Here is a 16501-nt window from a genome sequence, read left to right as displayed (position 1 = left end):
GTGTAAGATGCGAAATGTTGTAACTATTGCAGCTTGAGTGCAGGCATTGCAGTTCAAACTATTATACGAATCGATGAATGCCGCAGACAGGCGGGGAAAAGAGGGCGGAAAATGCGCATATTGCATACGGGTGACTGGCATCTGGGGCGGACGCTGGAGGGCCGAAGCCGGCAGAAGGAGCAGGAGCAGTTCGTGGACGAACTGGTGGAGATTGCCGATTCCTCCGGGGCGGATCTGATTCTGATGGCGGGAGATGTCTATGATTCGGTCAATCCTCCGGCGGCGGCAGAGCAGCTGTTCTATGACGCGGCGGCCAGACTGACGGCAGGCGGCCGTCCGCTGGTGGTTATTTCGGGCAATCACGACCAGCCGGAGCGCGTGGCGTCCGTGTCCCCGCTTGTCCGCAGGCAGGGGATTACGCTCGTGGGGATGCCGACTTCGGAGCCGGTCACGGTGCATGCGGCAAGAACCGGCGAGGTTGCCAAAATCGCTGCGCTCCCCTACCCCTCCGAAGCCCGGCTGGGCGAGCTGCTCGCCGGGGACAGCGGAGAGGCTGAGCTGCGGCTGGCTTACAGCGCCCGGGTCGGGCGGCTGATGAATCTGCTGGGACGCGAGTTCACCCCGCAGACCGTCAATCTGGCGATGAGCCATATCTATGTGCTGGGCGGCGTGGAGAGCGACTCCGAGCGGCCGATCCAGGTCGGCGGCGCTTATACCGTTGATCCTTCGGCGCTCGTATGCGGCGCACAATATACGGCACTTGGACATCTTCACCGCGCCCAGCGGGTCAAAGGCGACGGGATGATCCGCTACAGCGGCTCCCCGCTGGCCTACAGCTTCTCCGAGGCGGGTCAGGCCAAGTCGGTGGCAATGATTGATGTCGCGCCGGGCGGAGAGCCGGTGTTCGAGGAGATCTATCTCCGCTGCGGGCGGCCGCTGGTCAACTGGAAGTCTGCGGGCGGATTGCAGGAGGTCTACGGCTGGCTGGATGAGGGCCGGGACGCCGGGGCGTTCATTGATCTGGAGCTGCGGCTGACCGAGGCCATGTCCATGAACGATATCCAGCGGCTGCGCAAGGCACGGGAGGGCATCGTCCATATTCGCCCGATCTACCCGCAGATGGAGCAGGAGCTGGAAGAGATGTCCCGTTCACGCATGCCGGTACAGGAGCTGTTCCGCAGGTTCTATCAGCGCCAGACCGGCGGCGCGGAGCCGGATGACAACCTGATTGCGCTGTTCCTGGAGCTGGCGGAAGAAGAGCGGCACGATGCTGCGGAAGGGGAGGAGAACTGATTTGAAGCCGATATTGTTGAAATTATCCGGGCTGCAGAGTTACCGGGCGCAGCAGGAGATTGATTTTGCCAGCCTGACCGAGACGGGGCTGTTCGGGATCTTCGGTCCGACGGGCAGCGGCAAATCCAGTCTGCTGGATGCCATTACGCTGGCGATGTACGGCAAAGTGGAGCGCGCCGTGAACGGAACCCAGGGGATTATGAACCATTCCGAGGACCAGCTCAGCGTGGCTTTCACCTTCGAGCTGAACTCCTCTTCCGGGGCACGCCGCTACCGCGTAGAACGGAAGTTCAAACGCACCGGAGAGCAGTCGGTCAGCAATACGATCAGCCGGTTCATCGAGGTCAAGGCGGACGGGGATCTTGTCATGGCCGACAAGCTGGCGGAGGTTACGCGCTGTGTTGAAGAGCACATCGGGCTGAAGATGGACGACTTCACCCGGGCCGTTGTGCTGCCGCAGGGCAAATTCGCCGAGTTCCTGTCGCTGCGGGGTGTGGACCGCAGACAGATGCTCCAGCGTCTGTTCCATCTGGAACAGTACGGCGACGGGCTGGCCCTGAAGCTGAGCCGCCGCGTCAAGGAGAATGAAGCGGCGCTGCGTGCCCTGGAGGCCGAGCAGCAGGGGCTGGGCAGCGCGGGCAAGGCGGATGTTGAGGCCGCCGCTGTCCGCGTGCAGGAGGCGCTACGTCATGCGGCGGACTGCCGCAAGCGGCTTACGGAGGCAACGGAGCGCGCCGAGCGCTTCGCCCGTATCCGCGAGCTGCAGGAGGAGCGGGCCCGCCGCGAGTCGCAGCGGCAGGCTCTGCTGGCCCAGGAGGAGCAGATCCTCCTCCTGGAGCAGAAGCTCGGCAAGGCGGACGAGGCCGAGCGGAGATTGCCCGCGCTGAAGGCCTGGCGCAGCGCGGAGGAAGCCTGGAAGGCCCGGGCGCAGCGCGCCGGGGGCCTTGAGGCCCTGGCGGCGGCCGCCGTGCAGGAGGCGGCGGCGGGGGCGGAAGCGGAAGCAGCGGCCCAGGCCGCGCTGTCCGCAGGCGAGCCGGCCCTCCGCGAGGAGGAGGGCCGGTACCGGCGCGCGCTCGAGCTGGAGGCCGAGCTCGGCGCGCTGCACCGCGAGCGGGCGGCGCTGCAGGCGCGCCGCGAGGAAGCCGCCCGGGCCTTGGCCGCCGGGCGGGAGAGCCTGGCCCGGGAGCGTGAGCTTTTGGCCCGCGGCCAAAAGAAACAGCACGAGCTGCAGCAGAGCCTGCAGCCGCTGGCGGTCCGCTCCCAGGAGCGGCAGTCGCTGCAGGAAGCCATGCAGCGGCTGCAGGGGCTGCGTTCTGCCGAGGCCCAGCGGGAATCGGCAGAACGTGAACGGCAGGGACGCGCAGCGGTGCTCGCAGCGGCTGAGGCGCGGCTGGCCGCGGCCGGCTCCCGGCGGCAGGCGCTGGAGGCCGGGCGCGGGGAGCTGCTGGCCTCCGCCGCCCTGCACCAGGAAGAGCTGCGGATGGCCGAAGGGGCAGCGGGAGACGCTGCCGGCCGCCTGGAAGGGCATATCAGCGCGCTGGAGGCTGCGCTGAAGGAGCAGGAGGTTCACCGGCTCTCGCAGGCTCTCGCCGGTGAACTCCGGGAAGGGGTTCCCTGCCCGGTATGCGGCAGTGAGCATCACCCCTCCCCCGCGCTTCAGCAGGAGCAGGGGGACCCTGAGGAGCTGGACAACCGGCTCCGCCATGTCCGCGCTCAGGCCCGGCAGGCGCTGGAGACGCGCCATCTGCTGCGCAGCCTGCTGGAGCAGGACAGCTCTTGGCTCGCACAGCTGGGCGGAGCCGCGTCCGAAGAGGCGCTGCACCAGTCCGCCGCTGGCGCAGCCGGGGCAGAGCCGGCGGTGGACAAGGCGGCAAGCATTGCTTCACATGCCGAATTTGTCACTCTCGGCAATCCCGAATCTCATGAAGTTCCGGGTCGCTTAAGCACTTCGGAGTCTCCCGACTCCATGGCAACCGCGCAGCTCCCGGATGAACAGGTCTTATCCGGGCTGAAGGACCAGTTGTCCGGCTTGAACGGGCAGCTGGCCGCGCTGAAAAACCGCTCCGCAGAGCTGCGCCGGGCAGCCGCAGACTGGCAGCGTTCCCTGCAGGAGCTGGAGCAGGTGTATCACAAGGAAGCGGCAGGTGCCGATGCGGAGAAGACTTGGCTGCAGGGGTTGTCTGCCAAGGCAGAGGAGTTGGCTGCTTCAGCCGGCAAGCTGCGGGAAGAATGGAGCAGTCTCTTCCCGCAGCTTGCTCCAGAGGAGGCGGTGAGAACGTATCAGGAGATGCTCGGCAAGGATGAACGCGCCGAGGAGATCCGCAGCCGGCTGGAGATCAGCGTCAAATTCCTGGACGAGAAAAGTCTTGCCGTGCAGACACTTAACGAGCAGCTGGCCGGGCTGGACAAGGAGCTGGCGCAGTGGGATGCGCAGCTTGAAGGCAAGGAGGCGCTTGCGCGGGATAAAGAGCAGCGGCTGCGCGAAGGGACTGGCGGCGAGCCTGCCGGAGCGCTGCTGGCCGGCTGTGAACGCAGGCTGCTGGAGCTGCAGACTGCGCTCGAACGCAGCCGGCAGGAACACCGCCGGGCAGCGGACAAGGCCCAGCAGCAGACCCGTGATGCTGCGGTTGCCCGCCAGGCAGCAGAATCGGCGCAGGAGCATTATACCGCAGCCGCTGCCCAGTGGGAGGAGAGTCTGCAATCTTCGCCGTTCGCTTCGGCAGCAGAGGTTGAGGCCTCATCGCTGGAGGCCGGAGAACGGGCACAGGCCACAGAGCGGGTGAAATCACACCGCGAAGAGGAGGCGGAGTGCCTGCTACAGCTGCGGAGCATAGAAGAGAAGCTGGCAGGAGCTGTGCTCAGCAGTGAAGAATGGCAGGAGAGTCAAGAGGCTCTGCGCAAGTGCAAGGAGGACGACGAAGCCTCGCTTCAGGCCCGTGCACGGGCAGAGCGGGATCTGGAGGACCTGCAGCAGCGCCATATCCGCTGGATAGAGCTGGAGGATAAGCGCGCCGGACATGCGGCGATGCAGGAGCGTCTATCCAAGCTGCAGACTGTGCTGCGCGGCAATGCCTTTGTGGAGTATATTGCAGAGGAGCAGCTGATGCAGGTATGTCAGGCTGCTTCGCAGCGGCTCCGTTTTCTGAGCAAGCAGCGCTATGCTCTGGAAGTGGATTCGGGCGGGGGCTTCGTCATCCGGGATGACGGGAATGGCGGCGTAAGACGTCCGGTGTCCACGTTATCCGGGGGAGAGACCTTCCTGACCTCCCTGTCGCTGGCGCTTGCCCTATCCGCCCAGATTCAGCTGCGCGGACAATATCCGCTGCAATTCTTTTTTCTGGATGAGGGCTTCGGCACACTGGACCCGGATCTGCTCGACACCGTCATTACTTCACTGGAGAGACTGCATAATGACCAGCTGTCCGTAGGCATCATCAGCCATGTTCCTGAGCTGCGGGCCCGCCTGCCGCGCAAGCTGATTGTAGTTCCGGCAGAGCAGGGCGGCGGGGGTTCAAGCATCCTTTTGGAAAAAATGTGAAAGACGGGGTTGGTTGTGATGAGAATCACAGATACACCTCCAACCCCCTGTTATAATACAGCTAAGCCGACATTATTTGAAACACCTCGGCGGACGTATGACAGGGAATGAACTCCTTCTCATACGTCCGCCGCCGAAGCAGCTTATATGAGCTGTGAAGGGTGTTTCTTTTTTTTTGTCTTTTTTTCGGATTCAAACTCAAAAGCACCGGTTGTAAACCCACAAGAACCTATTTCGTGGACGAACCGTTCCCATGCATGTATGCGAAAAATCGAACACAATATGCTGATGGGGGCTGTGGAGTAATCTGCTGCTGGGTGTGCCCGGCCTGTTATAATACAGCCTATCTTCCCAGCTCTACAAGTTATCCTGCTACTCTACTCCTTGTCATCCTGTACACCGCGCCCTGTCACTCTGACACTCCGCGTCCTGTCACCCTGCCACTCCGCGTCCTGTCACCCTGCCACTCCGCGTCCTGTCACCCTGCCACTCCGTTCCCCCTGCAACTCTACTCCCTGTGACCCTGCAACTCTACTCCCTGTGCCCCTGCAACTCTACTCCCTGTGCCCCTGCCACTCCGCTCCCTGTCACCCTGCAACTCCACTCCCAGCCCTGCAACCTCACCCGCTATTATCCTCATACGCAGCTTCCCGGCCACGATGCTCTGCAGTTCCGGCATAAGCCTCGCAAGAAATGGTTTTGACGGATTATAGTCTTCCGCCTTTCGCAATTGCTCAACATCCTGTATGATTAGAGCCATAAAATGAAATTTGCCGCGAAGCCGATCAGGCCGGAAGCCCGAAGAAATTTTAGGCGTGTGCGCCCCGCAGAGCTCAAGCTGTATTGAACGATAACGGATCATCGCCTGTGAGTGGCGGGTGGCCGTTGCGCGAAAGAGAGTTAGGTTCGTGTAGTGATCTCAGCCTGTGCTGCGGAAAGTGCCGGATGCAAGCTTCTGCATTACAAAATTTCTGGGAGGAAGCGTGGTATGGAAACTGTATTCAGCAAAATTATCGAAGGTGTAATCCCGTCCAAAAAGGTATTTGAGAATGAGCGGATTCTGGCGTTCCATGATATTGAGCCTGCCGCCCCAGTGCATGTGCTGATTATCCCGAAGAAATACATTGCTTCCATGAACGAGGTTACGCCAGAGGACCTGCCGCTGATTGGCGAGATTCATGCCGTAGCACAGCAGCTTGCAGCAGAGCTCGGAATTGCCGATACCGGCTACCGGCTGATTAACAATTGCGGCCCTGACAGCGGGATGGCGGTACCGCATCTGCATTATCATCTGCTGGGCGGAGCCAAGCTTGGGGCCCTGACCGGGAATTCAAGTTCTCATGCCTGAGTAAGCAATGTAATCATATACAGCCAAGCTGAAAAAAGAATAACGCGAAGGTTGACACCTTATTTAGGTTTAACCTATAATGAAAGGTGATGAACCGTGTTGTTATGCTCTTGGACGGTCTGGTCGGAGGGAGGGAAAACTGGTGTCTGAAACGAAAGTTCGCAAAAACGAGACAATTGATGCTGCACTTCGTCGCTTTAAACGTTCCATTGCTAAGGATGGTGTCTTGGCTGAGGTGAAGAAACGCAAGCATTATGAGAAGCCAAGCGTAAAGCGCAAGAAGAAGTCTGAGGCTGCTCGTAAGAGAAAGTTTTAGGAGGATTACCCACGCATGAATCTTAGCGAACGATTGAACGAAGATATGAAGCAAGCGATGAAGAGTAAGGACAAGTTCACACTCTCCACCATTCGAATGGTTCGTTCTACAATAAAGTATCTTGAAATAGATTTGAAGAGAACATTAGACGACAACGAAGTGCTTGATATCCTTAGTCGTGAGATCAAACAGCGCAAAGATGCCCTCCAAGAATTTGAATCAGCGGGTCGCGATGAGCTTGCCGCGAGTACTAAGGCAGAAATCGAGATTATCATTAAATATCTTCCCCAGCAGCTTACCGAAGAAGAAATTAAAGTAATTGTACAGCAGACCATCCAGGAAACCGGTGCTTCTTCGAAAAGTGAAATGGGTAAGGTGATGAGCGCACTGATGCCTAAGGTCAAAGGTCGCGCCGATGGTAAACTTGTGAACCAGGCGGTTCAGCAATTTCTGCAATAATATAACGCTAGCACCCCTTTTATAAGGGGTGTTTTTCATTATGTGGAGCTTTTCAGATAGACCTGCGTATAAGGTATACTAAGAATTATATGCAGACTTACATAAAATGATAAGTTGAGAATGCAAAGGGTTCATATGCAAAGGGGGGCGCAGGCTTGAATAAGTTACGCACCGTAGTGTTCTCTTTGATCGCGGCCTTGATGGTTCTGCTGATTCTGCCGGTGGCGGCTCAGGCGGACAATGGATCGGTCCGCGCACCGGGAGCGGCTTCGGGTACGGCAGTGAGCGGACCCGTGTTCATCATTCCGGTGGACCAGGAGATTGAGCGGGGTCTGCAGAGCTTTCTGGAACGGGGCTTTCAGGAGGCTGCGAATTACGGCGCGGTTCTGATTGTTCTGGAGATCGATACACCTGGAGGACGGGTGGATTCCGCCGAACGAATCGGCACCCTGGTCAGAGACAGCAAGATCCCGGCAGTAGCCTATATCAAAGGCAACGCCGCTTCCGCAGGCAGCTATATCGCGCTGAACGCGGACGCCATTATCATGAAGCCGGGCAGTATGATCGGGGCCGCTTCGCTGGTGGACATGAACGGAAAGAGCGTGGAAGACGCCAAGATGGTATCGTACTGGAAATCCAAAATGATTGGGGCTGCCTCGCTGAACGGTCGTGATCCTGAAGTGGCTGCCGGCATGTTGGATGTTCATCTTGTAGTTAACCGCCCGGAGCTGGGTGTGAACAAGCAGGCGGGCGAGATTATTGCTCTGAGTAGCGATGAGGCGCTTCAGGCCGGTTACGCTGACCGGATTGCAGAAACGGAGCAGGAGGCCATTACCTGGCTGGGCTACTCGACAGACGACATTTTTCGCATTGAGCATACCGGTGCGGAGAAAATGTCGCAATTTTTGACCCATCCGGTGGTCATGACGCTTCTGCTCTTCGTGGGCATTGCCGGTGTATTCATCGAGCTGCTGGTGCCCGGCTTCGGGGTGCCCGGAATTGTCGGTACGCTGGTATTCGCCCTCTACTTCTTCGGCAACTATGTGGCCGGCTTTGCCGGAGCGGAGACGTTGCTGCTGTTCATTCTGGGGCTGGTGATGCTGGTTCTGGAGCTGTTTGTGCCGAGCTTCGGTATCCTGGGTATATTAGGTTCCATCAGCCTGGTGGCGGGTGTTGTAAGAGCTGCTTACAGCTTTACACATGCGCTGTTCAGCCTGGGTATTGCTTTTTCCGCTGCGGCTGTAGTCATTGTGATTGTAGCTGTGGTCTTCAAGGAACGTGGAATCTGGAACCGGTTCATCCTTCAGGATAGCCTTACCAGAGACAAAGGGTTTGTTCCTGTCCCGGAGAAGCTGCGTCTGATCGGAGCCTCCGGCATCAGCGTAACCCCGTTGCGTCCGGCAGGGACCGCCACGATCGGCGGCGAGCGGATAGATGTGGTGACAGAAGGCGGGTTCATTGACGCGCAGACGGCCGTGTCCGTGGTGAAGGTTGAGGGCGGCCGTGTTGTGGTGAAGGAAACCGTAAAATAAAGCTTGCATTTAAAAATATCGGAGGTTGGTAAGAGAATGTTAGAAGCATCAATGATAACTTTTTTGCTGATCGCGGTAGCCGTGATTATTGTACTAAGCGTCTTCTTCAGCTTCTTCCCGGTTATGCTGTGGGTGTCTGCCTGGGCCTCCGGGGTCAAAATCAGCATTATCACGCTGGTAGCGATGCGTCTGCGCCGGGTCACGCCGAGCCGGATTGTCAATCCGCTGATTAAGGCGACCAAGGCCGGTCTGGGGCTGAATATCAATCAGCTGGAGAGCCATTATCTGGCCGGTGGGAATGTGGACCGGGTAGTGAACGCGCTGATTGCCGCCCAGAGAGCGGATATTCCGCTGGAATTCACACGTGCCGCCGCCATCGATCTGGCCGGACGGGATGTGCTGCTCGCGGTTCAGATGAGTGTGAACCCGCGTGTCATTGAGACCCCGATTGTTGCGGCCGTAGCCAAGAACGGGATTGAAGTCAAGGTCAAAGCACGGGTAACGGTGCGGGCCAATATCGACCGGCTGGTTGGGGGTGCGGGCGAAGAGACGATTATTGCCCGTGTCGGCGAGGGGATTGTCACCACCGTCGGCTCCAGTAATTCGCATAAGGATGTGCTTGAGAATCCGGATTCCATCTCCCGCACCGTTTTATCGAAGGGTCTGGACTCAGGGACTGCCTTTGAAATTCTGTCGATTGATATTGCGGATGTAGATGTAGGCAAGAACATCGGTGCTTACCTCCAGACGGAGCAGGCAGAGGCGGATAAGCGCATCGCCCAGGCGAAGGCTGAAGAACGCCGGGCCATGGCGGTTGCCCATGAACAGGAGATGAAGGCCCGCGTGGTCGAGATGAAGGCGCTGGTCGTTGAATCCGAGTCCCAGGTTCCCTTGGCGATGGCCGAAGCGCTGCGCTCCGGCAAGCTTGGCGTGATGGATTATATGAATCTGAAGAACATCGAGGCAGATACGCAGATGCGCGGCTCCCTCGGCAAACTAAACGATGGGGACGACAGCAGCCGTCCGCCCCACAAATAAAGGGATGTGAGTTCCCATGAGCGGCGTGATCTATTTCCTGGTGCTTGCGGCCATAGCGATCATCACCAATCTGAACAAAAAGAAGGGCAAAGACAAACAGGCTCCGCGCGGAGGGATGCCTACCTTTGGCGGCGGAGGAGGAGATATCGGTAATACGCTGCCCCGCCTCCGGAAAGCCGGGCGCACACAGCAGCAGGGCAGCGGTTTCCCCGCGCCTTCCGGGACGAGCGCAGCCCCGCCTGCGCGGCAGCCGGATGCACAGGAAGCCCCGTCTACGCCTGCATGGGCTGAGGCGCGGCAACCGGCTCCCGATGATGAGAGCGGCGAAGGTGTGTCTCTGGAGCAGGCCGATGACCTTGACAGCGTGGAGGCCCGCACAGAACGCATGCAGCGGGAGCTGGAGAAACTGCAGGCTACCTTTGACGGAATGGCGGCTGCGGTCCCGTCTGCGGGCTCTGAAGCAGGCGATGAGGGCACAGACGCAGCATCGTCGGCATTTGCCCGCCATCCGCTCACAGGCGACCGTGACGCGCTGCGCAGCGGCCTGGTGTGGGCGGAGGTGCTGGGTCCGCCCCGTGCCCGCCAGCCGCATTCCACGCGGCGCTGAAGACCTTGTCTCCACTTCCCGCTTAACATGTTATGCTGCACATAAGCCTGAATCCATTCCTTAACTGGAAGAGATTCAGGTTTTTTACTGTTTTCCCTGAAGGCAGGGTGTGAGTTCTTCTCATAAACGGCCGCCCCACCGCATAAGGTGTACAGAAGGCAGGAAGGGGGAGCGTCTACTTATGACCCGTATCGGCCGCAGGCTGCGGGGATGGACAAACGGGGTACTGGATCTTCCGCAGGATGTGCTGCAGGAGATGCCCCGGATCACCCTGATCGGCAATAAGGAGCTTTATATTGAGAACCACCGCGGCGTGCTGCATTTCTCATCGGAGCAGCTCAGGCTGGCATTAACCCAAGGCGTGCTGGAGATTTCCGGCGAAGGCCTGGTCATCCGCAATATTTTGGGCCAGGAGCTTGCCGTCATAGGCATTATCGGTGAAATCAGATATAAGGAAAGTGGGGAGAATCCATGAAAGAGCCGCCTCTGTCATCACTGCGGGGGTTCGTTACACTGCATGTACGCGGACCGCAGGTGGAGAAGTTCATTAATGCTGTAACCGGAGCGGGCATCATCATCTGGGATGTGAGGCCTGCCGGGGACGGCGCTTCTTTGAATCTGCTGCTGGATGACTTTTTCCGGCTTCGCCCGCTCCTCAAAAAGACAGGCTGCCGCATGCATGTTACTGCCAGGAACGGACTTCCGTTTAGCATCGCACGCTTGTGGAGACGGAAGTTTTTTGCCGCAGGTATGCTGATCTTCGGTGTGGGTCTGCTGCTGCTCTCCTCGATGATCTGGAGCGTGAAGGTTGAAGGGAATACCCGTATTCCCACCGAGGATATCCTGGAAGCCGCCCGCAAGGAGGGGGTATACCCGTTACAGTGGATTTGGCGCATGCAGGAGTCGGACGAGCTGTCCCGGGGGCTGACCAGCCTGGTTCCGGGCTTGACATGGGCGGGATTCCACCGGACCGGGACGAACATAACCATCCAGGTCGTCGAAGCAGACCGCCCGGAGAATAAGCCGCTGCTTAGCCAGCGCCACCTCATCAGCCGGACCGATGCAGTCGTGACCGAAATCTATGCGGAGCAGGGCAGACCGGTGGTCAGCCGGAATTCGCGGGTCAAAAAAGGGGACATCCTTATCTCCGGAGCGCTCGGTGACGAGGAGAATACAGAGTTCGTAGTCGCCAAAGGCGAGGTTAAAGGCCTTGTATGGCATGAATATAATCTGGAGGTGCCGCTCAAAAGAACGGGCAGCGCTTATACAGGGGAACGCAAGGACCGCACCTATCTCGTACTCGGTAAGTGGGCGATTCAGCTGTGGGGCTACGGGGACTCCGGGTTTGCAAAGTCACGTACGCTTACAGAGCCCGACATGCTGTCGTGGCGCTCTTTTCAGCTGCCGCTGGGCCTGATGACCGAGAAGGAGCTGGAGATTAAGGCGACCGCTGAAGCGCTTACTCCGGAGGAAGCCCGGGCGGAAGGATTGACGCGGGCCAAGAGTGATATTTTCGCGCGTTACGGCGCTGATAGCGTCATCAAAAGTCAAAAAATTTTGCATGAGAAGAAAGAGAATGGTAAAGTTTATATGAAAGTGCTGTTTGAGGTGGAAGAGAGAATCGCGGAAGAACTTCCGATAGTAAACAATTGAGGAGAATGAGGCTACTTGTCAGAACAGACTGCAAGCATTCAAATATCTTTGCAAAATGCGGGAGAAGCGCAATCCCTGTTCGGCCCGCAGGACGGATTCCTGAAATTGATCGAGAAAGAAATCCCGGCGGTCATTAATTCGCGCGAAGCGGAAATTACGATACGCGGGACTGAGCGGGAAGTGGACATGCTGGGCCAGCTGTTCAATGTGCTGCTGTCCCTGGTACGGGGCGGGTACATTCTAAGCGAACGCGATGTGCAGTATGCCGTGGAGCTGGCGAAGGATTTCCGTGCCGACCAGCTGCTGGACCTGTTCAAGGGCGAGATTACGACGACCTTCCGCGGCAAGCCGATCCGCGTCAAAACGATTGGCCAGAAGCATTATGTGACAACGATCAAAAAGCGTGATATCGTCTTTGGCATCGGCCCGGCAGGAACCGGCAAGACGTATCTGGCCGTAGTTCTCGCGGTGACGGCGCTGAAGGAAGGCTCGGTCAAGCGGATCGTGCTTACGCGCCCGGCTGTGGAGGCCGGGGAGAATCTGGGCTTCCTCCCGGGCGATTTGCAAGAGAAGGTAGATCCGTATCTGCGGCCGCTCTATGACGCCTTGTATGACGTTATGGGGCCGGATCAGGTGGCGAAGGCACTGGAGCGCGGGCTGATCGAGATTGCTCCGCTTGCCTATATGCGCGGGCGTACGCTGGAGGATGCTTTTATCATCCTGGATGAAGCGCAGAATACCACTCCCGAACAAATGAAAATGTTCCTCACCCGTCTGGGCTTCGGCTCCAAGATGGTCATTACGGGCGATGTGACCCAGATCGATTTGCCGCGCGGCAAGAAGTCAGGGCTGATCGAAGCCAAAACGATTCTTTCCGGTATTGAGGAGCTTGGCTTTGTCTACTTCGCAGAGCAGGACGTTGTCCGGCATTCCCTCGTACAGAAAATTATCGTTGCCTATGACCGCTCTGCCGAAAACCTCCAATAAAAAAGGGGATTGTCTTCATGGCCTCAAAGCAACCATCGAAATTAAGCGGATTTGTATATAGCAGCAGCGGATGGAAGTATAGCACGGTCTCGCGCTATGCTCTTTTCCTGTTACTCGCGGTTGTTTTCTACCTCAGCCTGTCCTCTGATTTGCTGCCCAAAAGGTATGATATCAAAGAGGGAACCCGCAGTGCCAAGGAGATTACAGCTCCCAAGCAAATCCTGGACACCAACGCCAAGCTCAAGGCACAGGAGACGGCAGCAGAGAATGTGACCAACCGATATGCGATTATCCCAATGCGGACGGAGAATCTCGTAACTCTGCTGCTTGACCGGATCGGCGGACTGAATCAGGATGATACGATTTCACAGAGTGAGAAGACCGAGATCTACCGGGAGGAGATTCCGCGGCGGGCCAATGATTTTGTTCTTAATTTTGTGGCGGCCAGCCAGAAGGCCGGGACTTACTCCGAGCATCTGTTGAATGAAATGCAGTCCATCATCAAGGATCAGGCCTATGTCATCCCGGAAGAGACCTATATCAAGATCCCGCGCCTGACTTCACAGGATATCATTGAGATGAAGCCGGTGGCCCGGGATATTGTCACCAAGCTGATGAACGACCAGATTACCGATGCCCAGACGGCACGCGCCAAGGTGGCCGAGCAGGTCAGCGTCAGCTCGCTGGGCCAGCGGACTGCCCGCGAGGTGGTGCAGGAGCTGGTGCGGCTGGTGATCACCGCCAACAAATTCTATGACGAGGATGCGACCAAGGAAGCGAAGGTGCAGGCCCGTCAGAATACGCCGGATGTGTTCATTGAGCAGGGGGATGTGCTCGTCGCCAAGAATCAGGAGATTACTCCTGAGCTGTACAAGCTGCTGGATGAGAACGGATTGCTCAGCAAAGAGGTTAATTACTGGCCGCAACTCGGCCTGCTGCTGCTCTCGGCGCTGCTGTCCTTTGGCCTGATGACCTTCATCCGCTACAATGGCGGGGCCTCAGGCTTCAAATACAATAACTCCCAGCTGCTTATGCTGGTGCTGGTCTTTATTATTACTATCGTCATGATGAAGCTGACGGCCTTCCTGCAGACCGATGTGCGGACGTACATAGGCTATCTGGCCCCCGTGGCTCTCGGCGCGATGCTGATCTCCATGCTGCTGGACATGACCTTAGCTTATTTCTGTTCCATTCTGTTCAGTATACTGGCCAGCATCCTGCTGAATGTGCAGCAGAATACGATATTTGATTTCACCTTCGGCTTCTTTGCCCTAATCGTGAGTTATGTTGCCATCTTCTCGACGCACCGCGCCGGACAACGTTCAACGCTGCTGAAGGGCGGCATTATGGTGTCCCTGCTCGGCTGTTTGACTGTGGCCATACTGACGATGCTGAGCGGAGGCGTGTGGAACGAGACGAATACGCTGTATGCTCTGGGCTTCTCCTTTGCCGGAGGTCTGCTCACCGCAGTGCTGGTCATCGGCCTGATGCCGTTCTTCGAGGTGACGTTCGGCATTCTGTCGGCGCTGAAGCTGGTAGAGCTGTCCAACCCGAACCATCCACTGCTGCGCAAGCTGCTTACAGAGACGCCGGGAACCTATCACCACAGCGTGATGGTAGGCAATCTGTCCGAGGCCGCGGCAGAAGCCATTGGTGCGGACGGCTTGCTGTGCCGGGTAGGTTCGTATTATCATGACATCGGCAAGACGAAGCGGCCGTTCTATTTCATAGAGAACCAGAACAATATGGAGAATCCGCATGACTCGATTGAGCCGAAGCTGAGCAAATCGATCATTGTGGCCCACGCCCGTGACGGGGTGGAGATGCAGAAGGAGTACAAGCTGCCGAAGCCGATCCGCGATATTGCGGAGCAGCATCATGGCACGACGTTCCTGCATTATTTTTATCATAAGGCATTGAAGCTTGCAGAGGAAAAGGGTGTAGAGCCGGACTTCACGGAGGAGGATTTCCGTTATCCCGGACCGAAGGCACAGTCGAAGGAATCCGCAGTTGTCGGGATTGCCGACAGTGTGGAGGCCGCCGTCCGTTCGCTCCGCAAGCCAACTGTGGTGCAGGTGGAGACGATGATTGAGAAAATCATCAAAAGCCGGCTGGATGACCATCAGTTCGATGAATGCGATCTGACGCTCAAGGAGCTGGATATTATTTCGCGGACACTGAAGGAGACGGTCATGGGCATTTTCCATTCCCGGATTGAGTACCCCGAGGATGTGCGCAAGCCCAAAAAAGAGGAAGGGGCCATCAAAAATGAGTCTGAGCGTCGTTTGGAACAATGAACAGGATGAACATGAAATTAACGGCGATCTGATCGAGCTGCTGGAGCGGATTCTGCAGACAGCCGGCATTGCTGAAGGGATTGACACGGGGGAAGTGGATCTGACCTTCGTCAATAACGAGCGTATTCACGAGCTGAATCTGGAGTACCGCGGCATTGACCGTCCGACAGATGTGCTCTCTTTTGCGATGAATGAGGCTGGAGAGGACGAGCCGGAGATTAGATATGATTTAGCGGATGAAGACGAAGAGCTGGAAGAAGTGCCGAATGTGCTGGGGGATATCATCATCTCGGTTACCCGGGCGCAGGAGCAGGCGCTGGAATACGGTCATTCGCTGGAGCGGGAGCTGGGCTTCCTGTTCGTCCATGGTTTCCTGCATTTATTGGGTTACGATCATCAGGAGCCGGAGGCTGAGGCCGAAATGATGTCCAAGCAGGAGAAGGTTCTGGCTCAGGTCGGGTTGACACGCTAATGGTCAAGAATACGGCGGTAGGCCACAAAAAATTCTGGCATTCTTTTCGCTTCGCCGCGCACGGTATTGCAGCAACATTCAAATCGGAGCTGAATATGAAGGTGCACAGCGGCCTTGCTGTTCTGGTGGTAGCCGCCGCTGCGGTGTTCAGGCTTCCTCCGTCCAGCTGGATGCTGCTGCTGCTGGCGATCACGCTGGTGCTGACTGCCGAGCTGCTCAATACGGCGATTGAAGCGACGATTGATCTGGTTTCGCCTGAGATTCACCCCTTAGCCAAGAAGGCTAAAGATACCGCCGCAGGAGCCGTGCTGCTTACGGCGGTGTTTGCCGTGATTGCCGGAATCTATGTTTTTTATCATCCCGTGATGGACTGGATCACAGGTCTTATGTCATAATCAGTTTACAACTTCAGCTGGTGTAAGAGGCGGACCCGCTTTGCGTGCTCCGTCATCTTTAATTAGGAGGATAATTATGGATTCTGCGCTACTTCTTCAGGAAGCGATCAAGGCAAGAGCCAATGCCTATATCCCATATTCGCGCTTCGGGGTGGGGGCTGCGCTGCTGGATCAGGACGGCAAGGTCCACCACGGCTGCAATATCGAGAATGCCGCTTACGGCCCCACCAACTGCGGGGAGCGGACGGCCATGTTCCGCGCCATTGCGGACGGGCATAAGCCCGGTACCTTCAAAGCCATCGCCGTCGTAGCCGACACGGACGGCCCCGTATCGCCTTGCGGCGTCTGCCGTCAGGTGATGGTCGAGCTGTGCGGCCCCGATATGCCGGTCATTCTCGGCAACCTGAAGGGCGATATTGTGGAGACCACGGTGCGCGATTTGCTCCCCGGCGCTTTCGGACCCGCGGATCTTGCGCAGGGGCAGGCTTCGGAATAAGGGTAAGCTCGTAAGATGGTTGCTGCAAGTTTAGTTGGATCGAATGATGCCGTATGTGCCGGGAGTTAAC

15 protein-coding genes are annotated in these 16501 nt (G+C 57.7%); all 15 read left to right on the top strand.

Annotation, left to right across the window (positions count from 1 at the left end; genetic code table 11):
• The first annotated feature begins 111 nt into the window (after positions 1 to 111).
• Positions 112 to 1293 (top strand): exonuclease SbcCD subunit D, encoded by a 1182-nt coding sequence (locus tag MHH28_RS14445; protein WP_405116003.1) that lies wholly within the window; start codon positions 112 to 114, stop codon positions 1291 to 1293.
• 1 nt (position 1294) lies between these two features.
• Positions 1295 to 4831, top strand: a complete 3537-nt coding sequence (locus MHH28_RS14440) for an AAA family ATPase (RefSeq protein ID WP_405116001.1) — start codon at positions 1295 to 1297, stop codon at positions 4829 to 4831.
• 988 nt (positions 4832 to 5819) lie between these two features.
• Positions 5820 to 6179: a histidine triad nucleotide-binding protein gene (locus MHH28_RS14435; protein ID WP_076075810.1), complete on the top strand. Its 360-nt coding sequence runs from the start codon at positions 5820 to 5822 to the stop codon at positions 6177 to 6179.
• 142 nt (positions 6180 to 6321) lie between these two features.
• Positions 6322 to 6495, top strand: a complete 174-nt coding sequence (rpsU, locus tag MHH28_RS14430) for a 30S ribosomal protein S21 (protein WP_005547957.1) — start codon at positions 6322 to 6324, stop codon at positions 6493 to 6495.
• Between the two features lie 15 nt (positions 6496 to 6510).
• Entirely contained in the window at positions 6511 to 6954 is a 444-nt protein-coding gene (locus tag MHH28_RS14425; RefSeq protein WP_405115990.1) for a GatB/YqeY domain-containing protein, read from the top strand.
• 200 nt (positions 6955 to 7154) lie between these two features.
• On the top strand, positions 7155 to 8486 hold the full coding sequence (locus tag MHH28_RS14420) for an NfeD family protein (RefSeq protein WP_405117095.1): 1332 nt from the start codon (positions 7155 to 7157) through the stop codon (positions 8484 to 8486).
• Positions 8487 to 8522: 36 nt separating this feature from the next.
• Positions 8523 to 9524 carry a flotillin-like protein FloA gene (gene floA / locus MHH28_RS14415; RefSeq protein ID WP_209872081.1) on the top strand — a complete coding sequence of 334 codons (1002 nt, stop codon included), beginning with the start codon at positions 8523 to 8525 and terminating at the stop codon, positions 9522 to 9524.
• 16 nt (positions 9525 to 9540) lie between these two features.
• A complete protein-coding gene (locus MHH28_RS14410) occupies positions 9541 to 10131 on the top strand; it encodes a hypothetical protein (RefSeq protein WP_405115988.1) in 591 nt (196 codons plus the stop codon).
• 181 nt (positions 10132 to 10312) lie between these two features.
• Entirely contained in the window at positions 10313 to 10606 is a 294-nt protein-coding gene (gene yqfC, locus MHH28_RS14405; protein WP_405115986.1) for a sporulation protein YqfC, read from the top strand.
• Complete coding sequence (gene yqfD, locus MHH28_RS14400; protein ID WP_405115984.1) at positions 10603 to 11784, top strand: sporulation protein YqfD; 1182 nt, start codon at positions 10603 to 10605, stop codon at positions 11782 to 11784. The genes yqfC and yqfD overlap by 4 nt, the downstream gene beginning before the upstream one ends.
• Before the next feature lie 15 nt (positions 11785 to 11799).
• Positions 11800 to 12771: a PhoH family protein gene (locus MHH28_RS14395; RefSeq protein WP_405115982.1), complete on the top strand. Its 972-nt coding sequence runs from the start codon at positions 11800 to 11802 to the stop codon at positions 12769 to 12771.
• A gap of 17 nt (positions 12772 to 12788) precedes the next feature.
• Positions 12789 to 15068 carry an HD family phosphohydrolase gene (locus MHH28_RS14390; protein WP_405115980.1) on the top strand — a complete coding sequence of 760 codons (2280 nt, stop codon included), beginning with the start codon at positions 12789 to 12791 and terminating at the stop codon, positions 15066 to 15068.
• Positions 15040 to 15540: an rRNA maturation RNase YbeY gene (gene ybeY / locus MHH28_RS14385; RefSeq protein WP_405115978.1), complete on the top strand. Its 501-nt coding sequence runs from the start codon at positions 15040 to 15042 to the stop codon at positions 15538 to 15540. The genes MHH28_RS14390 and ybeY overlap by 29 nt, the downstream gene beginning before the upstream one ends.
• The gene (locus MHH28_RS14380; RefSeq protein WP_405115976.1) at positions 15540 to 15935 is read left to right on the top strand and encodes a diacylglycerol kinase family protein; all 396 of its coding nucleotides are present in this window, start codon (positions 15540 to 15542) and stop codon (positions 15933 to 15935) included. The genes ybeY and MHH28_RS14380 overlap by 1 nt, the downstream gene beginning before the upstream one ends.
• Positions 15936 to 16011: 76 nt before the next feature.
• Entirely contained in the window at positions 16012 to 16431 is a 420-nt protein-coding gene (locus tag MHH28_RS14375; protein ID WP_405115974.1) for a cytidine deaminase, read from the top strand.
• Positions 16432 to 16501: the final 70 nt, after the last annotated feature.

The organism is Paenibacillus sp. FSL K6-1217 (genome assembly GCF_045040735.1).
GTDB lineage: Bacteria > Bacillota > Bacilli > Paenibacillales > Paenibacillaceae > Paenibacillus_AQ.
The sequence above is the reverse complement of the archived record's forward strand: the minus strand, read 5'-3'. Positions and strand labels throughout refer to the sequence as shown.

What these genes read in the sequence shown, in the direction of transcription:
- MHH28_RS14445 (WP_405116003.1), top strand. Translation starts at nt 112, where the DNA reads ATGCGCATATTGCATACGGGTGACTGGCATCTGGGGCGGACGCTGGAG.
- MHH28_RS14435 (WP_076075810.1), top strand. Translation starts at nt 5,820, where the DNA reads ATGGAAACTGTATTCAGCAAAATTATCGAAGGTGTAATCCCGTCCAAA.
- MHH28_RS14425 (WP_405115990.1), top strand. Translation starts at nt 6,511, where the DNA reads ATGAATCTTAGCGAACGATTGAACGAAGATATGAAGCAAGCGATGAAG.
- MHH28_RS14420 (WP_405117095.1), top strand. Translation starts at nt 7,155, where the DNA reads ATGGTTCTGCTGATTCTGCCGGTGGCGGCTCAGGCGGACAATGGATCG.
- floA (WP_209872081.1), top strand. Translation starts at nt 8,523, where the DNA reads ATGTTAGAAGCATCAATGATAACTTTTTTGCTGATCGCGGTAGCCGTG.
- MHH28_RS14410 (WP_405115988.1), top strand. Translation starts at nt 9,541, where the DNA reads ATGAGCGGCGTGATCTATTTCCTGGTGCTTGCGGCCATAGCGATCATC.
- yqfC (WP_405115986.1), top strand. Translation starts at nt 10,313, where the DNA reads ATGACCCGTATCGGCCGCAGGCTGCGGGGATGGACAAACGGGGTACTG.
- yqfD (WP_405115984.1), top strand. Translation starts at nt 10,603, where the DNA reads ATGAAAGAGCCGCCTCTGTCATCACTGCGGGGGTTCGTTACACTGCAT.
- MHH28_RS14390 (WP_405115980.1), top strand. Translation starts at nt 12,789, where the DNA reads ATGGCCTCAAAGCAACCATCGAAATTAAGCGGATTTGTATATAGCAGC.
- ybeY (WP_405115978.1), top strand. Translation starts at nt 15,040, where the DNA reads ATGAGTCTGAGCGTCGTTTGGAACAATGAACAGGATGAACATGAAATT.
- MHH28_RS14380 (WP_405115976.1), top strand. Translation starts at nt 15,540, where the DNA reads ATGGTCAAGAATACGGCGGTAGGCCACAAAAAATTCTGGCATTCTTTT.
- MHH28_RS14375 (WP_405115974.1), top strand. Translation starts at nt 16,012, where the DNA reads ATGGATTCTGCGCTACTTCTTCAGGAAGCGATCAAGGCAAGAGCCAAT.